Origin of the sequence: Janibacter melonis (assembly GCF_020567375.1) — a bacterium.
Classification (GTDB): domain Bacteria; phylum Actinomycetota; class Actinomycetes; order Actinomycetales; family Dermatophilaceae; genus Marihabitans; species Marihabitans melonis.
The window spans coordinates 806,707-822,498 of the sequence record NZ_JAJBZM010000003.1 but is presented as its reverse complement, the minus strand read 5'-3'; the positions used below and the strand labels follow the sequence as shown (position 1 = coordinate 822,498).

At 72.9% G+C, this 15,792-nt stretch carries 16 protein-coding genes; 3 read left to right on the top strand and 13 right to left on the bottom strand.

Annotation, left to right across the window (positions count from 1 at the left end; genetic code table 11):
- Window positions 1-11: 11 nt before the first annotated feature.
- From LIV55_RS16060 to hrcA, 9 genes are all read right to left on the bottom strand, one after another.
- On the bottom strand, window positions 12-1,046 hold the full coding sequence (locus LIV55_RS16060; protein ID WP_123090839.1) for an aspartate-semialdehyde dehydrogenase: 1,035 nt from the start codon (window positions 1,044-1,046) through the stop codon (window positions 12-14).
- 43 nt (window positions 1,047-1,089) lie between these two features.
- Window positions 1,090-3,036 carry a BCCT family transporter gene (locus LIV55_RS16055; RefSeq protein WP_372456523.1) on the bottom strand — a complete coding sequence of 649 codons (1,947 nt, stop codon included), beginning with the start codon at window positions 3,034-3,036 and terminating at the stop codon, window positions 1,090-1,092.
- 188 nt (window positions 3,037-3,224) lie between these two features.
- Window positions 3,225-4,166, bottom strand: coding sequence for a GTPase Era (gene era, locus LIV55_RS16050; protein ID WP_123090841.1), 942 nt, complete (start codon window positions 4,164-4,166; stop codon window positions 3,225-3,227).
- Complete coding sequence (locus tag LIV55_RS16045) at window positions 4,163-5,452, bottom strand: hemolysin family protein (protein ID WP_229300906.1); 1,290 nt, start codon at window positions 5,450-5,452, stop codon at window positions 4,163-4,165. Before LIV55_RS16045 ends, era begins: the two co-directional genes overlap by 4 nt.
- Entirely contained in the window at window positions 5,449-5,931 is a 483-nt protein-coding gene (gene ybeY / locus LIV55_RS16040) for an rRNA maturation RNase YbeY (protein ID WP_068274024.1), read from the bottom strand. The genes LIV55_RS16045 and ybeY overlap by 4 nt, the downstream gene beginning before the upstream one ends.
- Window positions 5,928-7,001, bottom strand: coding sequence for a PhoH family protein (locus tag LIV55_RS16035; protein ID WP_229300905.1), 1,074 nt, complete (start codon window positions 6,999-7,001; stop codon window positions 5,928-5,930). Before LIV55_RS16035 ends, ybeY begins: the two co-directional genes overlap by 4 nt.
- A gap of 54 nt (window positions 7,002-7,055) precedes the next feature.
- Window positions 7,056-7,799: a 16S rRNA (uracil(1498)-N(3))-methyltransferase gene (locus LIV55_RS16030; RefSeq protein WP_229300904.1), complete on the bottom strand. Its 744-nt coding sequence runs from the start codon at window positions 7,797-7,799 to the stop codon at window positions 7,056-7,058.
- Between the two features lie 4 nt (window positions 7,800-7,803).
- Window positions 7,804-8,925, bottom strand: coding sequence for a molecular chaperone DnaJ (dnaJ, locus tag LIV55_RS16025; protein ID WP_229300903.1), 1,122 nt, complete (start codon window positions 8,923-8,925; stop codon window positions 7,804-7,806).
- Between the two features lie 53 nt (window positions 8,926-8,978).
- Entirely contained in the window at window positions 8,979-10,010 is a 1,032-nt protein-coding gene (hrcA, locus tag LIV55_RS16020) for a heat-inducible transcriptional repressor HrcA (protein ID WP_123090846.1), read from the bottom strand.
- A gap of 167 nt (window positions 10,011-10,177) precedes the next feature.
- Between hrcA and LIV55_RS16015 the strand changes: the two genes are divergently transcribed.
- On the top strand, window positions 10,178-11,056 hold the full coding sequence (locus tag LIV55_RS16015) for a DUF3097 domain-containing protein (protein WP_229300902.1): 879 nt from the start codon (window positions 10,178-10,180) through the stop codon (window positions 11,054-11,056).
- A 101-nt stretch (window positions 11,057-11,157) separates the two neighbouring features.
- Here the strand turns inward: LIV55_RS16015 and fabG are convergent, their stop codons facing one another.
- The 3 genes from fabG to hemW all read right to left on the bottom strand — a co-directional run bounded on the left by fabG (window position 11,158) and on the right by hemW (window position 13,935).
- Complete coding sequence (gene fabG / locus LIV55_RS16010; protein WP_123090848.1) at window positions 11,158-11,913, bottom strand: 3-oxoacyl-ACP reductase FabG; 756 nt, start codon at window positions 11,911-11,913, stop codon at window positions 11,158-11,160.
- 91 nt (window positions 11,914-12,004) lie between these two features.
- Window positions 12,005-12,682, bottom strand: a complete 678-nt coding sequence (locus LIV55_RS16005) for a trimeric intracellular cation channel family protein (protein WP_224766810.1) — start codon at window positions 12,680-12,682, stop codon at window positions 12,005-12,007.
- Window positions 12,679-13,935 carry a radical SAM family heme chaperone HemW gene (hemW, locus tag LIV55_RS16000; RefSeq protein WP_123090849.1) on the bottom strand — a complete coding sequence of 419 codons (1,257 nt, stop codon included), beginning with the start codon at window positions 13,933-13,935 and terminating at the stop codon, window positions 12,679-12,681. Before hemW ends, LIV55_RS16005 begins: the two co-directional genes overlap by 4 nt.
- Before the next feature lie 85 nt (window positions 13,936-14,020).
- On the opposite strand from hemW, the gene LIV55_RS15995 reads away from it, so the two are divergent.
- The gene (locus LIV55_RS15995; protein ID WP_229300900.1) at window positions 14,021-14,467 is read left to right on the top strand and encodes an SRPBCC family protein; all 447 of its coding nucleotides are present in this window, start codon (window positions 14,021-14,023) and stop codon (window positions 14,465-14,467) included.
- 67 nt (window positions 14,468-14,534) lie between these two features.
- Window positions 14,535-15,293 (top strand): tyrosine-protein phosphatase, encoded by a 759-nt coding sequence (locus tag LIV55_RS15990; RefSeq protein ID WP_229300899.1) that lies wholly within the window; start codon window positions 14,535-14,537, stop codon window positions 15,291-15,293.
- 21 nt (window positions 15,294-15,314) lie between these two features.
- Here LIV55_RS15990 and LIV55_RS15985 read toward each other — a convergent pair whose 3' ends face one another.
- Window positions 15,315-15,791 carry a hotdog fold domain-containing protein gene (locus LIV55_RS15985; protein WP_229300898.1) on the bottom strand — a complete coding sequence of 159 codons (477 nt, stop codon included), beginning with the start codon at window positions 15,789-15,791 and terminating at the stop codon, window positions 15,315-15,317.
- Window position 15,792: the final 1 nt, after the last annotated feature.

The window sequence follows — 15,792 nt, the reverse complement described above, 5'->3', positions numbered from 1 at the left end:
GTCGGTCGGCCTCAGCGGCGCGCGAGGAGCTCCTCGGCGACCTGGACGGCGTTGAGCGCCGCGCCCTTGCGCAGGTTGTCGCCGACGACGAAGAGCACGAGGCCCTTCCCCTCGGGGGCGGCCTGGTCGGCGCGGACGCGACCGACGAAGACCTCGTCGCGGCCGGTGGCCTCGAGCGGGTTCGGGTGGTCGGTGACGACGACGCCGGGCGCGGCCTCGAGCAGCTCGAGCGCGCGCTCGACGTCGATGTCGCGCTCGAACTCGGCGTGGATCGCCAGGGAGTGGCCGGTGAAGACGGGGACGCGCACGCACGTGCCGGAGACCCGCAGGTCGGGCGCGTGGAGGATCTTGCGGGACTCGTTGCGCAGCTTCTGCTCCTCGTCGGTCTCCAGCGAGCCGTCGTCGACGACCGAGCCGGCGACCGGCACGACGTTGAAGGCGACGGGCACGACGTACTTCTGCGGGGAGGGCAGCGTCAGCGCGCCGCCGTCGACGGCGAGGTCCTTCGGGTCGCCGCTGGCGTACCCGGCGCGCAGCTGGCTGTCGAGCTCGTCGAGCCCGGCACCGCCGGAGCCGGAGACGGCCTGGTAGCTCGCGACGTGGAGGCGGACGAGGCCGGCCTCCTCGTGGAGCGGGGCGAGGACCGGCATCGCGGCCATCGTCGTGCAGTTGGGGTTGGCGACGATCCCCTTGGGGATCGAGTCGAGATCACCGGCGTTGACCTCCGAGACGACAAGCGGGACCTCGGGGTCCTTGCGCCAGGCGCTGGAGTTGTCGATGACGGTCGCGCCGGCCGCGGCGACCTTCGGCGCCCACTCCTTGCTCGTCGACCCGCCGTTGGAGAAGAGGGCGATGTCGAGGCCCGAGAAGTCCGCCGTCGCGGTGTCCTCCACGGTGACCTCGTCGTCCCGCCAGGGCAGGGTCGTCCCCGCCGAGCGGGCCGAGGCGAAGTACCGCATCTCCTCGACGGGGAAGTCGCGCTCCTGCAGGAGGGCACGCATGACGGAGCCGACCTGCCCCGTGGCACCAAATACACCGATTCGCATGGCACCCAGGATAGGTCGGCTCCGTCGTCGAGCTCGTGAGGGACTACCTCGTGGACATCTCCGAGCTGTCGTCGTGCCCGACGCGCTCGTCGACCGGACGGTCGACGGGCTGGTCGGCGTGGCTCTGCGGCTCCGGCTCGGACGAGTCGGTGGTGTCCGGCGTCGGCACCGAGTGACCGATGCCCTCGCCCGGCTCGGACTGCTGGATGCGCAGGTTGAAGTCGTCACCGTGGTGGGTGACGCCCTCGACGACAGCGGCCTCGACGGCTGCGACGGCGTACTTGCGCCGCACCACCATCGGGTCGTTGCGCAGGTCCTTCATGAGCGACACGGCCATGCCGATCATGATGACGACGAAGGGCAGGGCCGCGACGATGGTGATCGTCTGCAGCCCGGCCAGGCTGTCCTCACCGCCGAGGATGAGCATGATCGCCGCGACGGCACCGGTCGCCACGCCCCAGAAGATCACCGTCTTCTTCGACGGCTCGAGCGTGCCGTTCTCGCTGAGCGTGCCCATGACGATCGAGGCGGCGTCCGCGCCGGAGATGAAGAAGATCGCGACGAGGACCATGACGAGGATCGAGGTGATCGTCGCCAGCGGCATCGTGTCGAGGAGGTTGAAGAGCGTCGCCTCGAGCGACTCGGCGCTCGACAGGCCCGCGCCGTCCTGCTCGGCCTTGATCGCGGCGCCGCCGAAGATGGCGAACCACACGAGCGAGACCGCGCTCGGGACGAGGAGCACGCCGGTGACGAACTCACGGATGGTGCGACCGCGCGAGATGCGCGCGATGAACATGCCGACGAAGGGGGTCCAGCTGACCCACCAGGCCCAGTAGAAGATCGTCCAGCCGCCGAGCCAGGCCTGGATGCCCTCTTCGCCCTGGGCGTCCGAGCGGGCCGAGTACTCCATGAAGTGCTGGAAGTACGTGCCCAGCGTCGTCGGGAGCAGGTTGAGGATGAAGATCGTCGGTCCGACGACGAAGACGAAGAGCGCGAGGACGAGCGCGAGCACCATGTTGGTGTTCGACAGCCACTGGATGCCCTTCTCGATGCCGGAGACGGCGGAGATGACGAAGCAGATGGTGAGGACGACGATGATGCCGACGAGCAGGTTGTTGCCCGTCTCGCCGGTCCAGCCGACGATCTGCGCGCCCGTGGCGATCTGCAGCGCACCCAGGCCCAGCGAGGTCGCCGAGCCGAAGAGGGTGGCGAAGATCGCGAAGCTGTCGATGATCTTGCCGGCAGGGCCGTGCACGCGGCGCTTGCCGAGGATCGGCTCGAAGACCGCGCTGATCGTCAGGCCGCGGCCCTTGCGGAAGACGCCGTAGGCGATGGCCAGACCGGCGACGGCGTAGATGGCCCACGGGTGCAGCGACCAGTGGAAGAAGGTCGTCGCCATGGCGTTGCGGCCGGCGGCCGGGTTGCCCGCCTCGCCGGTGCCGGGCGGCGGGGTGACGAAGTGGGTCAGCGGCTCCGAGGCGCCGTAGAACATCAGGCCGATGCCCATGCCGGCGGAGAACATCATCGCGATCCACGACACGGTCCGGAACTCCGGGCCCTCGTCGTCGCGGCCGAGCGGGATGCGGCCGTACTTGCTGGCGGCGAGCCAGATGACGAAGAAGACGAAGCCGGTGGCGGTGATGCTGAAGAGCCAGCCGGCGTTCGCGAGGACCCACGCCAGACCGGCGTCGGAGGCGCTCGCCAGCGAGGCGGTGCTCACGGCGCCCCACACGACGAAGGCGATGGTGGCCACGGCGGTGACGCCGAAGACGACGGTGTCGAGGCGGCCGGGCTGCTCGTGCTCGGGGGCGTCGATGACCGGCTCGAGAGCGGGGTGGTTCGGCTCGACCGGCAGGTCGAGCAGACCGGCGTCCCCGGTCAGGCGGGCCGCTCCTGCGGGGCCGGAGGTGCCGACGCGGCTGCGTGGCGTGCCCTGCTGGACGACATCTCCCCGGCGGGTGGTCTCGTTCTTGTCTGGTGTCTCTTTCACGTCAGTCCGAGGCGGCCGAGGCCGCCCCTCCCTTCGGTTGCGTAACGGTGGCGACGGCCGAGATCGCGCTCGACCGACCATCCACCATCACCCCTAGGGGTGTCGACGGACAAGTTACGAGGGGGGTCCGTGCAGATCGAGACCCACGTGTGACCTCTCCCCGGGCACTCCCGCAGGGGGCGAGGGGGTCAGAAACCGAGCCGTTGGAGCTGCTTGGGGTCGCGCTGCCAGTCCTTGGCGACCTTGACGTGCAGGTCCAGGTAGACGCGGTGGCCGAGGACCCGCTCGATGCCCTCGCGCGCGGTCGTGCCGACCTCGCGCAGGCGCGACCCGCCACGACCGATGATGATCGCCTTCTGGCTCGGCCGCTCGACGAAGACGTTGACCCGCACATCGGTCATCGGGTCGTCCTCCGGGCGGTCCGCGCGCGGCACCATCTCCTCGACGACGACGGCCAGCGAGTGCGGCAGCTCGTCGCGCACGCCCTCGAGAGCGGCCTCGCGGACGAGCTCGGCGATCATCGTCTCGGCCGGCTCGTCGGTGAGGACGTCCTCGGGGTAGAGCGGCGCGGGGGCGGGCGGCAGCCGATCTGAGAGCAGCGCGAGCACCTCCTCGACCTGGTCGCCGGCGACGGCGGAGCACGGCACGATCGCGGCCCAGTCGCCGAGCTGGTCGACGGCGATGAGGTGCTCGGCCAGGCGCTGCCGGTCGACGCGGTCGCTCTTCGTCGCGATGGCGACGACGGGCACGCGCTTCGCGCGCTGCAGCTCGACGAGCTCGGCGGCGATGTAGCTGTCGCCGGGGCCGATCCGCTGGTCGGCCGGCAGGCAGAAGCCGATGACGTCGACCTCGAGGAGGGTCTCTCGGACGAGGTCGTTGAGCCGCTCCCCCAGCAGGGTGCGCGGCTTGTGCAGGCCCGGGGTGTCGACGAGGATCAGCTGGCTCCCGGGCCGGGAGACGATGCCACGGATCGTGTGCCGGGTCGTCTGCGGCTTGCTCGAGGTGATCGCGACCTTGTCGCCGACGAGGGCGTTGGTCAGCGTCGACTTGCCGGCGTTGGGGCGCCCGACGAGGCAGGCGAAGCCCGCCCGGTAGGTCGTCTCGTCCGTGCTCGTGCCGTCCTGGCTCATGACGCCTCCTCCTGCTCCTGGTCCTCGCTCGGCTCGGCGAGCCGCTCGACGACGACGCTCGCGACGCGGTGGCGTCGCCCGGACATCTTCTCAGCCGTGAGGGCCAGGCCCGCCACCTCGGCGCGGGACCCGACGATCGGCACCCGACCGACGATCTTGCCGATGAGCCCGCCGACAGTGTCGACCTCGTCCTCCTCGATGCTCACGTCGAAGAGCTCGGCGAGGTCGTCGACGTGCATCGTCGCGGGCACGCGGACGAGCCCGCCCTCCATCGGCTCGACGCCGGGGGTCTCGCGGTCGTACTCGTCGTCGATCTCGCCGACGATCTCCTCGAGGATGTCCTCGATCGTCACCAGCCCGGCGGTGCCGCCGTACTCGTCGACGACGACCGCGGCGTGGGTGTGGTCGCGCTGCATCTCGCGCAGCAGGTCGTCGACCGGCTTGCTCTCGGGGACGAAGGGGGCGGGCCGCATGATCGCGGTGACCGGCAGGGTCGCGCTCTCCGGGTCGGCCGTCACCCGCCGGATGACGTCCTTGAGGTAGAGCAGCCCGACGATGTCGTCGGTGCTCTCGCCGACGACGGGCACCCGCGAGAAGCCGGAGCGGATGAAGAGGTTGACCGCCTTGCGGGCCGTCTTGTCGGCCTCGATGGTGATCATGTCGGTGCGCGGCACCATGACCTCGCGGGCGAGGGTGTCGCCGAGGTCGAAGACGGAGTGGAGCATCCGGCGCTCGGTCGCCTCGATGAGCGAGGACTCCCCGGCGAGGTCGACGAGGTCGCGCAGCTCGGCCTCGGAGCGGAAGGGGCCGTCGCGGTAGCCCTTGCCCGGCGTCACGGCGTTGCCGAGCGCGATGAGCAGCCTCGCGACGGGCCCGAGGACCCGGCGCACGCCGACGACGACCGGGGCGACGGCCAGCGCGACCGCCGTCGAGTGCTGCCGCCCGAGGGTGCGCGGCGAGACCCCGACGATGACGAAGGAGACGAGCACCATGATCGCGATGGCGATGAGCAGCGGGCGCAGCAGCCCGTCGAGCGCCTCGACGGCCGCCACGGCGACGAGCACGCCGGCCGTGGACTCGGCCATCGCGCGCACGAAGTTGAGCACGGCGACGTAGCCGGTGGAGTCGGCGAGGATGAGGCGAAGGGGGGCCGCCCCCCGACGTCCCTGCTCCTCGGCCTCCTCGGCGGCGACCCGGGAGGTCGTCGAGATCGCGGACTCCGCGAGGACGAGGACGAAGGCGAGCACGGTCGCGGCGAGGGCCGCGAGGACGAGCGGGAGGTTCACGAGCGGCCGGCGGGCGGGTTCGCGCTGCGTCCGCGGCCGGCGAGGAAGGTGAGCAGGAGGCGGCGCTGGAGGTCGAACATCTCGCGCTCCTCGTCGACCTCGGCGTGGTCGTGGCCGAGGAGGTGGAGGATGCCGTGCGTCGTCAGCAGGAGCAGCTCGTCGGCGGGGGCGTGCCCGGCCGCGGCGGCCTGCCGCTCGGCGACGCTCGGGCACAGCACGATGTCGCCGAGGATGCCCTGGGCGGGCGCGCCGGGACGGCCCGGGCGCAGCTCGTCCATGGGGAAGGACATGACGTCGGTCGGGCCGGGCAGGTCCATCCACTGCTCGTGCAGCTGGGCCATCGTCGGCTCGTCGACGACGCGGACGTAGAGGTCCGCGCCCGGGTGCACGTGCATCTCCTGCAGGACGTAGCCGCACAGCTCCCGGATCTCGTCGAGGTCGACCTCGTGGTCGGTCTCGTTGCCGAGCTCGACGCTCACCGACGCTCCCCCTTCGCCCCTCGCCCGCCGCCCGTGCGGGCGTCGTAGCGCCCGTACGCGTCGACGATCTGCCCGACGAGGCGGTGGCGCACGACGTCCTCGCTCGTCAGCTCGGAGAAGTGGATGTCCTCGATGCCCTCGAGGACGCGCTGGACGACCTTGAGGCCGGAGTCCATCCCGCCCGGCAGGTCGACCTGGGTCGTGTCGCCGGTGACGACCATCTTGCTGCCGAAGCCGAGACGCGTGAGGAACATCTTCATCTGCTCGGGCGAGGTGTTCTGCGCCTCGTCGAGGATGATGAAGGCGTCGTTGAGGGTGCGCCCGCGCATGTACGCGAGCGGCGCGACCTCGATCGTGCCGGCGGCCATGAGCCGCGGGATCGACTCGGCGTCGATCATGTCGTGCAGCGCGTCGTAGAGCGGGCGCAGGTACGGGTCGATCTTGTCGTTGAGCGAGCCGGGCAGGAAGCCCAGTCGCTCGCCGGCCTCGACGGCCGGGCGGGTGAGGATGATCCGGGTGACCTGCTTGGCCTGGAGCGCGGCGACGGCCTTGGCCATCGCGAGGTAGGTCTTGCCGGTGCCGGCCGGGCCGATCCCGAAGATCACCGTGTGGTCGTCGATCGCGTCGACGTACTCCTTCTGGCCCAGCGTCTTGGGGCGGATCGTGCGCCCCCGGTTGCTCACGATGTTCTGCGTGAGGACGTCGGCGGGGCGCTGACGGCTCGCACCGCGCAGCATCGAGATCGAGCGCTCGACGGCGTCGCGGTTGAGCGGCTGCCCTGCGCGGACGATCTCGACGAGCTCGCCGAGGAGGGCGTCGACGACGTCGACGTCCTTCTTCGGGCCGGAGATCCGGAACTCGTTGCCCCGCACGAGGATCTCGGTGCGGGGGAACTGCCGCTCCATCGTGCGCAGCAGCTCGTCGCGCGGGCCGAGCAGGGCCACGGGGGTGACCGAGTCGGGCAGGACGATCACCTCGTCGACGGTGCGCTCCCCGAGGGTGTCGGGCGCGGGCGCGGCGTCGGGCAGCGAGTCGAGGGCGGAGAGGTCGGGACGAGAGTCGTCAGTCATCAGGCCTGCAGTCTACGGGGGCGGGGAGCGCGGGTGGGCTCGAGCGGGACCGGGTCAGCGCCACCGCGAGCGGGCGCTGAGCACCGCGATCGCGGCCGGTCCGGCGGTCGAGGCCCGCAGCACGCCCGGCCCGAGCCGGACGGGGACGGCGCCGGCGGCGACGAGCTGGTCGACCTCGACCGGGCTGATGCCGCCCTCGGGCCCGACGAGGAGCAGCACGTCGCCGTCGGCCGGCAGCTCGACGGCGGCGAGCGGGGTCGTCGCGTCCTCGTGGAGGACCAGCGCGACGGCGCCCAGCTCGACGCGCGCGAGGAGCTGCCTGGTCGAGACGGGCTGGGCCACCTCGGGGGTGCGGGCGCGGCGGGACTGCTTGGCCGCGGCCGTGACGACGTTGACCCACTTCTGGTGCGACTTGGCGACCTTCGGGCCGCGCCAGCGCACGATCGCGCGCTCGGACTCCCACGGCACGACCTCGTCGACGCCGAGCTCGGTGGCGGCCTCGACGGCGTCCTCGTCGCGGCCCCCCTTCGCCAGGGCCTGGACGAGGACGAGGCGAGGGCTCGGCTGCGGCTCGTCCCGGCGGGCCTCGACGCGCACGACGAGCTCGCCGGCGTCGGCCGCCTCGACCGTGCCGAGGACCGCCTGGCCGGCGCCGTCGGCGACGATGACCTGCTCGCCCGGGGCGATCCGGCGCACCGAGACCGCGTGCCTGGCCTCGGCGCCGCCGATGCTGACGTGCGCGCCGGGGGCCAGGTCCTGCAGGCTCCCCCGCTCGACGTGGAAGAGCGGCGCGGTCATCGGCTCAGCGGCCCTTGAAGGCGTGGCGCAGCTTGCCCATGAATCCGGAGTCGACGTCGGCGAGCTGGCCGCTCGGCTCGGTCTCCTCGCGGGCGACGGCGAGGTCGCGCAGCAGCTGCTCCTGCTCGGCGTCCAGGCGAGTGGGGGTGCGCACGTCGGCGTGGATGACGAGGTCGCCGCGGCCGCCGCCCCGCAGGTGGGTGACGCCGAGCCCCTCGAGGACGATCGTGTCGCCGGGCTGCGTGCCCCGGGCGATCTCGACCTGGCGCTCGCCGTCGAACGTCGCGAAGTTGAGCGTCGTGCCGAGCGCGGCGGCCGTCATCGGCAGCTGGACCGAGGCGTGCAGGTCGTCGCCCTGACGCGTGAAGGTCGGGTGCGGGGTGACGCGCAGCTCGACGAAGAGGTCGCCGGCGGGACCTCCGCCGATGCCGACCTCGCCCTCGCCGGAGAGGTGGATGCGCGTGCCGGTGTCGACGCCCGCCGGGATGCGGATGCTCATCGTGCGGCGGGTGCGCACGCGGCCCTGGCCGGAGCACTCGTGGCAGGGGTGCGGGATGACCTCGCCGAAGCCCTGGCAGGCCGCGCACGGGCGCGACGTCATGACCTGGCCGAGGAAGCTGCGCTGGACCATCTGGACCTCGCCGCGACCGCCGCACACCTCGCAGACCTTGCGGCTCGTGCCGGGCTGGGCGCCGTCGCCGGAGCACGTGCTGCAGCGCTCGGCGGTGTCGATCGTCAGGTCCTGGGTGCCGCCGAAGACCGCGGTCTCGAGGTCGACGGACAGGGCGACGAGACCGTCCTGGCCGCGGGTCTGGCGCGGCCGCGGACCGCGACCGCCGCCGGCCGCCTGGCCGAAGAACTGCTCCATGATGTCGCTGAAGGAGAAGCCCGCGCCGAAGCCCTCGTGCGCGCCGCCGTAGGGGTCGGAGCCCATGTCGTACTGGCGGCGCTTGTCCTCGTCGCCGAGGACGTCGTAGGCCTGGCTGACGCGCTTGAACTGCTCCTCGGCCTCCTCGCCGGGGTTGACGTCCGGGTGCAGCTTGCGGGCGAGCTTGCGGTAGGAGCGCTTGATCTCCTCCGGCGTGGCGGAGCGGTCGACGCCCAGGTCGGCGTAGTAGTCGTTCACAGCGGTGGGGGTCCTGTCGATCAGGGGTCTGGGGACGAAGGGGGTGCCCGGCGTCAGCCGGTCGTGATGATCCGGGAGAGATAGGTGGCGACGGCCCGGACCTGGCTGATCGTCGCCGGGTAGTTCATCCGGGTCGGGCCGAGCACGCCGACGTGGCCGACGAGCTCGTCGCCGGCGCCGTAGCCGGTCGAGACGACCGAGGTCGTCTGCAGGCCCGAGACGGGGTTCTCGCTGCCGATGCGCACGGCGACCTCACCGGTCTGCTCGGCCTGGGTGCCGAGCAGGCGCAGCAGCACGACGTGCTGCTCGAGGGCGTCGAGCACGGGCTCGAGGGTGAGCGGGAAGTCCGAGGGGGTCCGCGCGAGGTTGGCCGTGCCGGCGAGGGTGACGCGGCTCGCGCTCTCCTCGCGGGCGGCCTCCTCGATGGCGGCGAGCACCCCGTCGGTGAGGCTGGAGCGGGTGCGCTCGTCGTCGTCGAGGGTGCGCAGGGCGGTGACGGCCTCGCCGAGCCGGCGCTCGGTGACGACGGCGTTGATCTGGGTGCGGGCGGTCGCGAGCTCGTCGGCGCCCGCGGGCGTCGTGTAGTCGGTCTCGGTCGTGATGACCCGCTGCTCGACCCGGCCGCTGCCGGTGATGACGACGACCATGAGCCGGCTCGAGGACATCGGCACGAGCTCGACGTGGCGCACCGTGCTGCGGGTGAGCGAGGGGTACTGGACGACGGCGACCTGCCGGGTGAGGGTCGCGAGGAGGCGCACGGTGCGGTCGAGCACCTCGTCGAGGGCGTCGGCCCCCTCGAGGAACTGCGCGATCGCGGATCGCTCGGCCCGCGACATCGGCTTGAGCGTCGAGAGCTGGTCGACGAAGGTCCGGTAGCCCGCGTCCGTCGGGATGCGGCCCGCGCTCGTGTGCGGGGCCACGATGAGCCCCTCGTCCTCGAGCGCGGCCATGTCGTTGCGCACGGTCGCGGCGCTCACGCCGAGCTGGTGGCGCTCGAGCAGCGCGCGCGAGCCGACGGGCTCGCTCGTGTGGACGTAGTCCTCGACGATCGCGGAGAGGACGGCCATGCGTCGCTCGGTGCTCACGGGCTCTCCCTTCGCTCATCCGGTCGGTACGGCCCGCCGAGGCGGGCTCCCCCGCCCTGGCACTCTCGGGCACTGAGTGCCAAGTCTACGGGCGCGGACGGCATTCCCCAATCGCGCACGCGTGTTGCGGCGAGCACGGGCGCCGCGGCCGACTAGCCTCGCCCGACGTGAGCGACCGCTACGGATCCGACGTCCTGTCCGGCGACTGGCGCAGCGCGGGCAAGCCCCGCAGCCGCGAGGTCGAGGCGACCCCCGACCTCGTCGTCGAGGACGTCGAGACCGGCTGGGTGGGCGCGGTCGTGCGGGTCGAGAAGGCCGGCGGCATGCACGTCGTGCACCTCGAGGACCGACGCGGGGCGGTCAAGGCCTTCCCCCTCGGGCCGGGCTTCCACCTCGACGGCGCCCCGGTCGTCCTCACCGCGCCGAAGGGGGCCGGGCGGGCCGCCCTGGCCCAGCAGCAGCAGGCCTCGGCCCGGACCGCGTCGGGCTCGGTGGCCGTCGCCGACCGCACCGCGCGCATCGCCCGCGGGTCGCGGATCTTCGTCGAGGGGCGTCACGACGCCGAGCTCGTCGAGAAGGTGTGGGGCCACGACCTGCGCGTCGAGGGCGTCGTCGTCGAGATGCTCGACGGCGTCGACGACCTCGCCGGGGCGATCCGGGACTTCGCGCCCGGACCAGGGCGCCGGATGGGCGTGCTCGTCGACCACCTCGTGCCCGGCTCCAAGGAGTCGCGGATCGTCGCGAAGGCGTCGGGGATCTCCCCCTTCGCCCCCCACGTGCTCGTCCTCGGTCACCCCTTCGTCGACGTCTGGCAGTCCGTGCGCCCGCAGCGTCTCGGGATGGACGCCTGGCCGACCATCCCCCGCTCCGTGGAGTGGAAGCGCGGGATCTGCGCCCACCTCGGCTGGGCCCACGACGACCAGGCCGACATCGCCCGCGCGTGGAAGCAGATCCTCGGCACCGTGCGCAGCTACGCCGACCTCGAGCCCTCGCTCCTGGGCCGGGTCGAGGAGCTCATCGACTTCGTCACCGCCCCTGACGCCTGAGCCGGTTTATCGGGTGACCCGATAAACCCCGGGTTCGCATGAGTAAGAAACTCATGCGAAGCCGGGGTTTCTCGGGTCACCCGAGAATCTTGTGGCTCGAGTCAGTCCCTCGGGCCCCCGGCGACGTAGATGACCTGGCCCGAGACGAAGCCGGCCTCGTCGGAGCACAGGAAGGACGCCGTCGCGGCGATGTCCTCGGGCTGGCCGACGCGCTGGACGGGGATCTCCTTGGCCGAGTACGCGATGAAGTCCTCGAAGGGGACGCCGACGCGCTCGGCGGTGGCCGCCGTCATCTCGGTCTGGATGAAGCCCGGGGCGATGGCGTTGGCGGTGACGCCGAACTTGCCGAGCTCGATGGCGAGGGTCTTGGTGAAGCCCTGCATGCCGGCCTTGGCGGCCGCGTAGTTGGCCTGACCGCGGTTGCCCAGCGCCGAGGTCGACGAGAGGTTGACGACGCGGCCGTGCTTCTCCTGCGTCATGTACGCCTGGCACGCCTTGGTCATGAGGAAGGCACCGCGCAGGTGCACGCCCATGACGGCGTCCCAGTCGTCGAGGGTCATCTTGAAGAGCAGGTTGTCGCGGATGATGCCCGCGTTGTTGACGAGCACGGTCGGCGCGCCGAGCTCGGCGGCGATGCGCTCGACGGCGGCGGCCACCTGGGCCTCGTCGGAGACGTCGGCGCCGACGGCGATCGCCCGGCCGCCGGCCGCGGTGATCTCCTCGACGGTGCCGGCGCAGGCGCTCTCGTCGAGGTCGACGACGGCGACCTGGTGCCCGTCGGCCGCGAGACGGACGGCGACGGCCCGTCCGATGCCGCGGGCGGCTCCGGTGACGACGGCGGTGCGCTGGGTGCTCATGGGCGTGGTGTCCTCCTGGTCGTGGGTGAGTGCACCACGCCACGGGGGCGACGGTGCGCCCTATGCATAACAGACACCGCGGGCGAAGGGGTCAGCCGCGCCGCCGGAAGCGGTTGATCGCCTTGCCCCGGATCTGGGGGACGAGGATGGCGGGCTCGGTCGGCAGGACCCAGCCCAGACGGCGGGCCAGCAGGCACACCCCGGCACCGACGAGCACCCCGCCGGGGGCGGAGTACGGCCCGACGACCTCGCGCAGGACGAGGTAGGTCAGGGCGCCGGCGAGCGCGGCCGTCGCGTAGAGCTCGGAGCGGCGGAAGATGCTCGGCACCTGGCCGAGCATGACGTCGCGCACCGCCCCGCCGCCGACCGCGGTGAGCACGCCGAGCAGGACCGCGGGCAGCGGGCTGATGCCGGTGAGGAGCGCCTTCTGCGTGCCGGCGACCGCCCACGCCCCGAGCGCCAGCGCGTCGACGTAGGGGAAGACCTGACGCCATCGCCGCCCCTCGAAGCGGACGAGGAAGGCCAGCCCCGACGCGACGAGCGCGCACCCCAGATAGGCCCCGTCGGTGAGCGCGATCGGGGTCTGGTTGAGCAGCACGTCGCGGATCGCCCCGCCGCCCAGCGCCGAGATCATCGAGATGATCGCGAAGCCGACGGGGTCGAGGTTGAACTGGCGAGCCACCGCCGCACCGAGCAGGGCGTTGGTGACCACGCCGAGAAGGTCGATGCTGCGCAGCACCTGGGCGATGAGCTCCTGCTGCTCGCTCACGCCGCTCCCCCGAGCAGCGTGTGCACGACGGTGTCGGCGAGCAGCCGGCCCCGGCGGGTGAGCACGACGCGACCGCCGACCGCGGCCCGGCCGTCGACGAGGCCGCTCGCGACGAGACCCGCGACGGCACGTCGGGCGCCGGGCTCGAGCGCGCTCGTCGCGACCCCGTCGACGAGCCGCACCCCGAGGAGGAGCTCCTCGTCGGCGCGCTGCGCGTCGGTGAGCACCTCGCGGGCCGCCGCGGGCGACGAGCCGTCGTCGAGGCGCCCGGCCCACGCGGCGGGGTGCTTGACGTTCCACCACCGCGTGCCGGCGACGTGGCTGTGGGCACCGGGCCCGACGCCCCACCAGTCGTCGCCGCGCCAGTAGGCGAGGTTGTGCCGGCAGCGGTCCTGCGGCGTGCGCGCCCAGTTGCTGATCTCGTACCAGTCGTAGCCCGCGCCGGCGAGCAGCTCGTCGGCGAGCTCGTACTTGTCGGCCTCGTCGTCACCGGTCGGCAGGGGCAGCTCGCCGCGGCGCACGCGCGCGGCGAGCCTCGTGCCGTCCTCGACGGTGAGGGCGTAGGCCGAGACGTGGTCGGGCTCGAGGGCGAGCGCGGCCTCGAGCGAGGCGCGCCAGTCCTCGAGGGTCTCCCCCGGGGTGCCGTAGATGAGGTCGAGGCTCACCGCGAGACCCGCGTCGCGCGCGCCCGCGACGGCCCGGGCGACGCCCTCGGGGTCGTGTGTGCGGTCGAGGGTCTTCAGCACGCCGGGACGGACCGACTGCATGCCGACCGAGACCCGGGTGACCCCGCCGCGGGCGAGCTCGGCGAGGGACGAAGGGGTGACCGAGTCCGGGTTCGCCTCGGTCGTCACCTCGGCGTCGGCAGCGAGCCCGAAGCGCTCGCGGATGCCGTCGAGCACGACGACGAGATCCGCCGACGGCAGCAGGGTCGGGGTCCCCCCGCCCAGGAAGACGGTGCTCACCGGACCCGGCGCAGCACCTGCCGAGCCGAGCACGTCGCGGGCGAGGTCGAGCTCGCGCAGCGCGCCCTGCGCGAAGGTGGCCCGGCTCGACCCGGGCGGGCCGTCCTGGCCGCCGAGCTCGGAGGCGGTGTAGGTGTTGAAGTCGCAGTACCCGCAGCGCACCGCGCAGAAGGGCACGTGGACGTACATCGCGAGCGCGCGCCGCCCGACCGCCTCGGCACTGGCGTCGGGCAGCCGGCCGTCGCGGGGCGCGGGGTCGCCGTCGGGGAGCTGTGGCACGGGGTCCATCGTCCCCCACCGCGGCCGGTGCTCGCGCCCGCGCCCGCCCCTGCGGGTGGTCCGCCCCCCGGGCCGGGCGACCTACGGTCGGCAGATGAGGACGGTCAGCCGCTGGACACCCGCCGGGCCGGACGCCGTCTGGTCCGTGCTGGCCGACGGGTGGACCTACCCGGGCTGGGTCGTCGGCGCGTCACGCATGCGGGCGGTCACCCCCGGGTGGCCGGGAGCAGGTGCCCGGCTCCACCACTCCGTGGGCAGCTGGCCCTGGCTGCTCGACGACGAGACGTCCGTGCGAGAGGTCGACCCCGGCCGCCGCCTCGTCCTGCGTGCTCGTGCCACGCCCCTCGGTGCGGCACGCGTCGAGATCACCCTCCACCCGCAGGCCCAGGGCACCCGGGTCGAGATGCGGGAGGACGCCGAGAGCGGCCCCTCGCTCCTCCTGCCCTCACCAGCGCGCCAGCTCGGCATCGTGCTGCGCAACCGCGAGGCGCTGCGCCGTCTCGCCCTGCTCGCCGAGCGGGCGGGACGGGCCACGGGCTAGCCGCGGCCGCCCCCGGGGCGGCCTGCCGGCGTGAGGGCGCGGCACGCTCCCCCCGTAGGGTGGCGGCATGACGCAGCCCCGCTGGATCGAGCTCGACGGTGTCGTCAACATGCGAGACGTGGGCGGTCTGCCGACCCGGGACGGCGGGCGCCTGCGCGAGCGTCGCCTCATCCGCAGCGACAACCTCCAGGACCTCACCGAGAGCGACGTGGCGCACGTCGTCGACGTGCTCGGCGTCACCGACGTCGTCGACCTGCGCACCCACGACGAGCTCGACGAGACCGGCCCGGGGCCGCTGCGGCGCACGGCCGTCGCCCACCACCACCACACCTTCTTCCGCACCGTCGGCGGTGACCTGCGCGACCTCATGGTCCTGCGCGAGGAGGAGCAGCCGGTCAAGGACGCCTCCTACTGGAGCGCCCACTACCGCGGCTACCTCGAGCACCGGCCCGACTCGGTCGCCGGGGCTCTCGGCCGGGTCGCCGACGCGAAGGGGGCGGCGCTCGTGCACTGCGCGGCGGGCAAGGACCGCACGGGCACGGTCGTCGCGCTCGCCCTGTCCGTCGCGGGCGTGCCGGACGAGGAGATCGTCGCCGACTACGTGCTCACCGCCGAGCGCCTGCCCCGGATCATCGAGCGGCTCCAGGGCACCGGCTTCTACAGCCGCCTGCGCGACCGGCCGATGAGCGAGCAGGAGCCGGTGCCGGAGGCCATCACCGGTCTGCTCGACTCCGTCGCGGAGCACGGCGGGGCGCGGGCCTGGCTGCGCGACCAGGGGTGGAGCGCCGAGCAGGTCGGGCGGCTGGCCGCCCGTCTGCGCGACTGAGCGCCCCGACGACCAGGAGGGTCACCCCTTCGTGGGCTTGTCCGAGACGTAGATCGGGATGACGCCCTGCACGACGACGACGCCGTCGGTGCGCACGGCCTTGACCCGCACGTCGATGTCGAAGGGGGCCTCGCGCTCCCAGTCCGAGGGCGTCGTCTCGGCGACGCACAGCAGGTCGGTCGTCGACTTCTGCAGGTACTCGACCTGCAGGCCGCGCGGGAGCCACCGCTGGTGGTCCGGGCAGGTCGCCTCGGCGACGAGACCCATCGCCGCCTCGAGCCCGTTGCACACGGCGATCGCGTGCAGGGTCCCGATGTGGTTGTGCACCCGGCGGCGGTTCTTGATCGTCAGCTCGGCCCGGTGCGGACGCACCTCGCGCACCTGCGGACGCACCGTCCAGAAGTACGGGGCGAACCGGGCGTACGCGAGCGAGAAGAGCCGTGTGCCTCCCGGGTAGCGGGTCAGGCGTCGGTAGAGGGCGTAGGTCTGCTGGGCCACG

What these genes read in the sequence shown, in the direction of transcription:
- LIV55_RS16035 (WP_229300905.1), bottom strand. Translation starts at nt 7,001, where the DNA reads ATGACTGACGACTCTCGTCCCGACCTCTCCGCCCTCGACTCGCTGCCC.
- LIV55_RS15995 (WP_229300900.1), top strand. Translation starts at nt 14,021, where the DNA reads ATGAGGACGGTCAGCCGCTGGACACCCGCCGGGCCGGACGCCGTCTGG.
- LIV55_RS16060 (WP_123090839.1), bottom strand. Translation starts at nt 1,046, where the DNA reads ATGCGAATCGGTGTATTTGGTGCCACGGGGCAGGTCGGCTCCGTCATG.
- era (WP_123090841.1), bottom strand. Translation starts at nt 4,166, where the DNA reads ATGAGCCAGGACGGCACGAGCACGGACGAGACGACCTACCGGGCGGGC.
- fabG (WP_123090848.1), bottom strand. Translation starts at nt 11,913, where the DNA reads ATGAGCACCCAGCGCACCGCCGTCGTCACCGGAGCCGCCCGCGGCATC.
- LIV55_RS16030 (WP_229300904.1), bottom strand. Translation starts at nt 7,799, where the DNA reads ATGACCGCGCCGCTCTTCCACGTCGAGCGGGGGAGCCTGCAGGACCTG.
- hemW (WP_123090849.1), bottom strand. Translation starts at nt 13,935, where the DNA reads ATGGACCCCGTGCCACAGCTCCCCGACGGCGACCCCGCGCCCCGCGAC.
- LIV55_RS15990 (WP_229300899.1), top strand. Translation starts at nt 14,535, where the DNA reads ATGACGCAGCCCCGCTGGATCGAGCTCGACGGTGTCGTCAACATGCGA.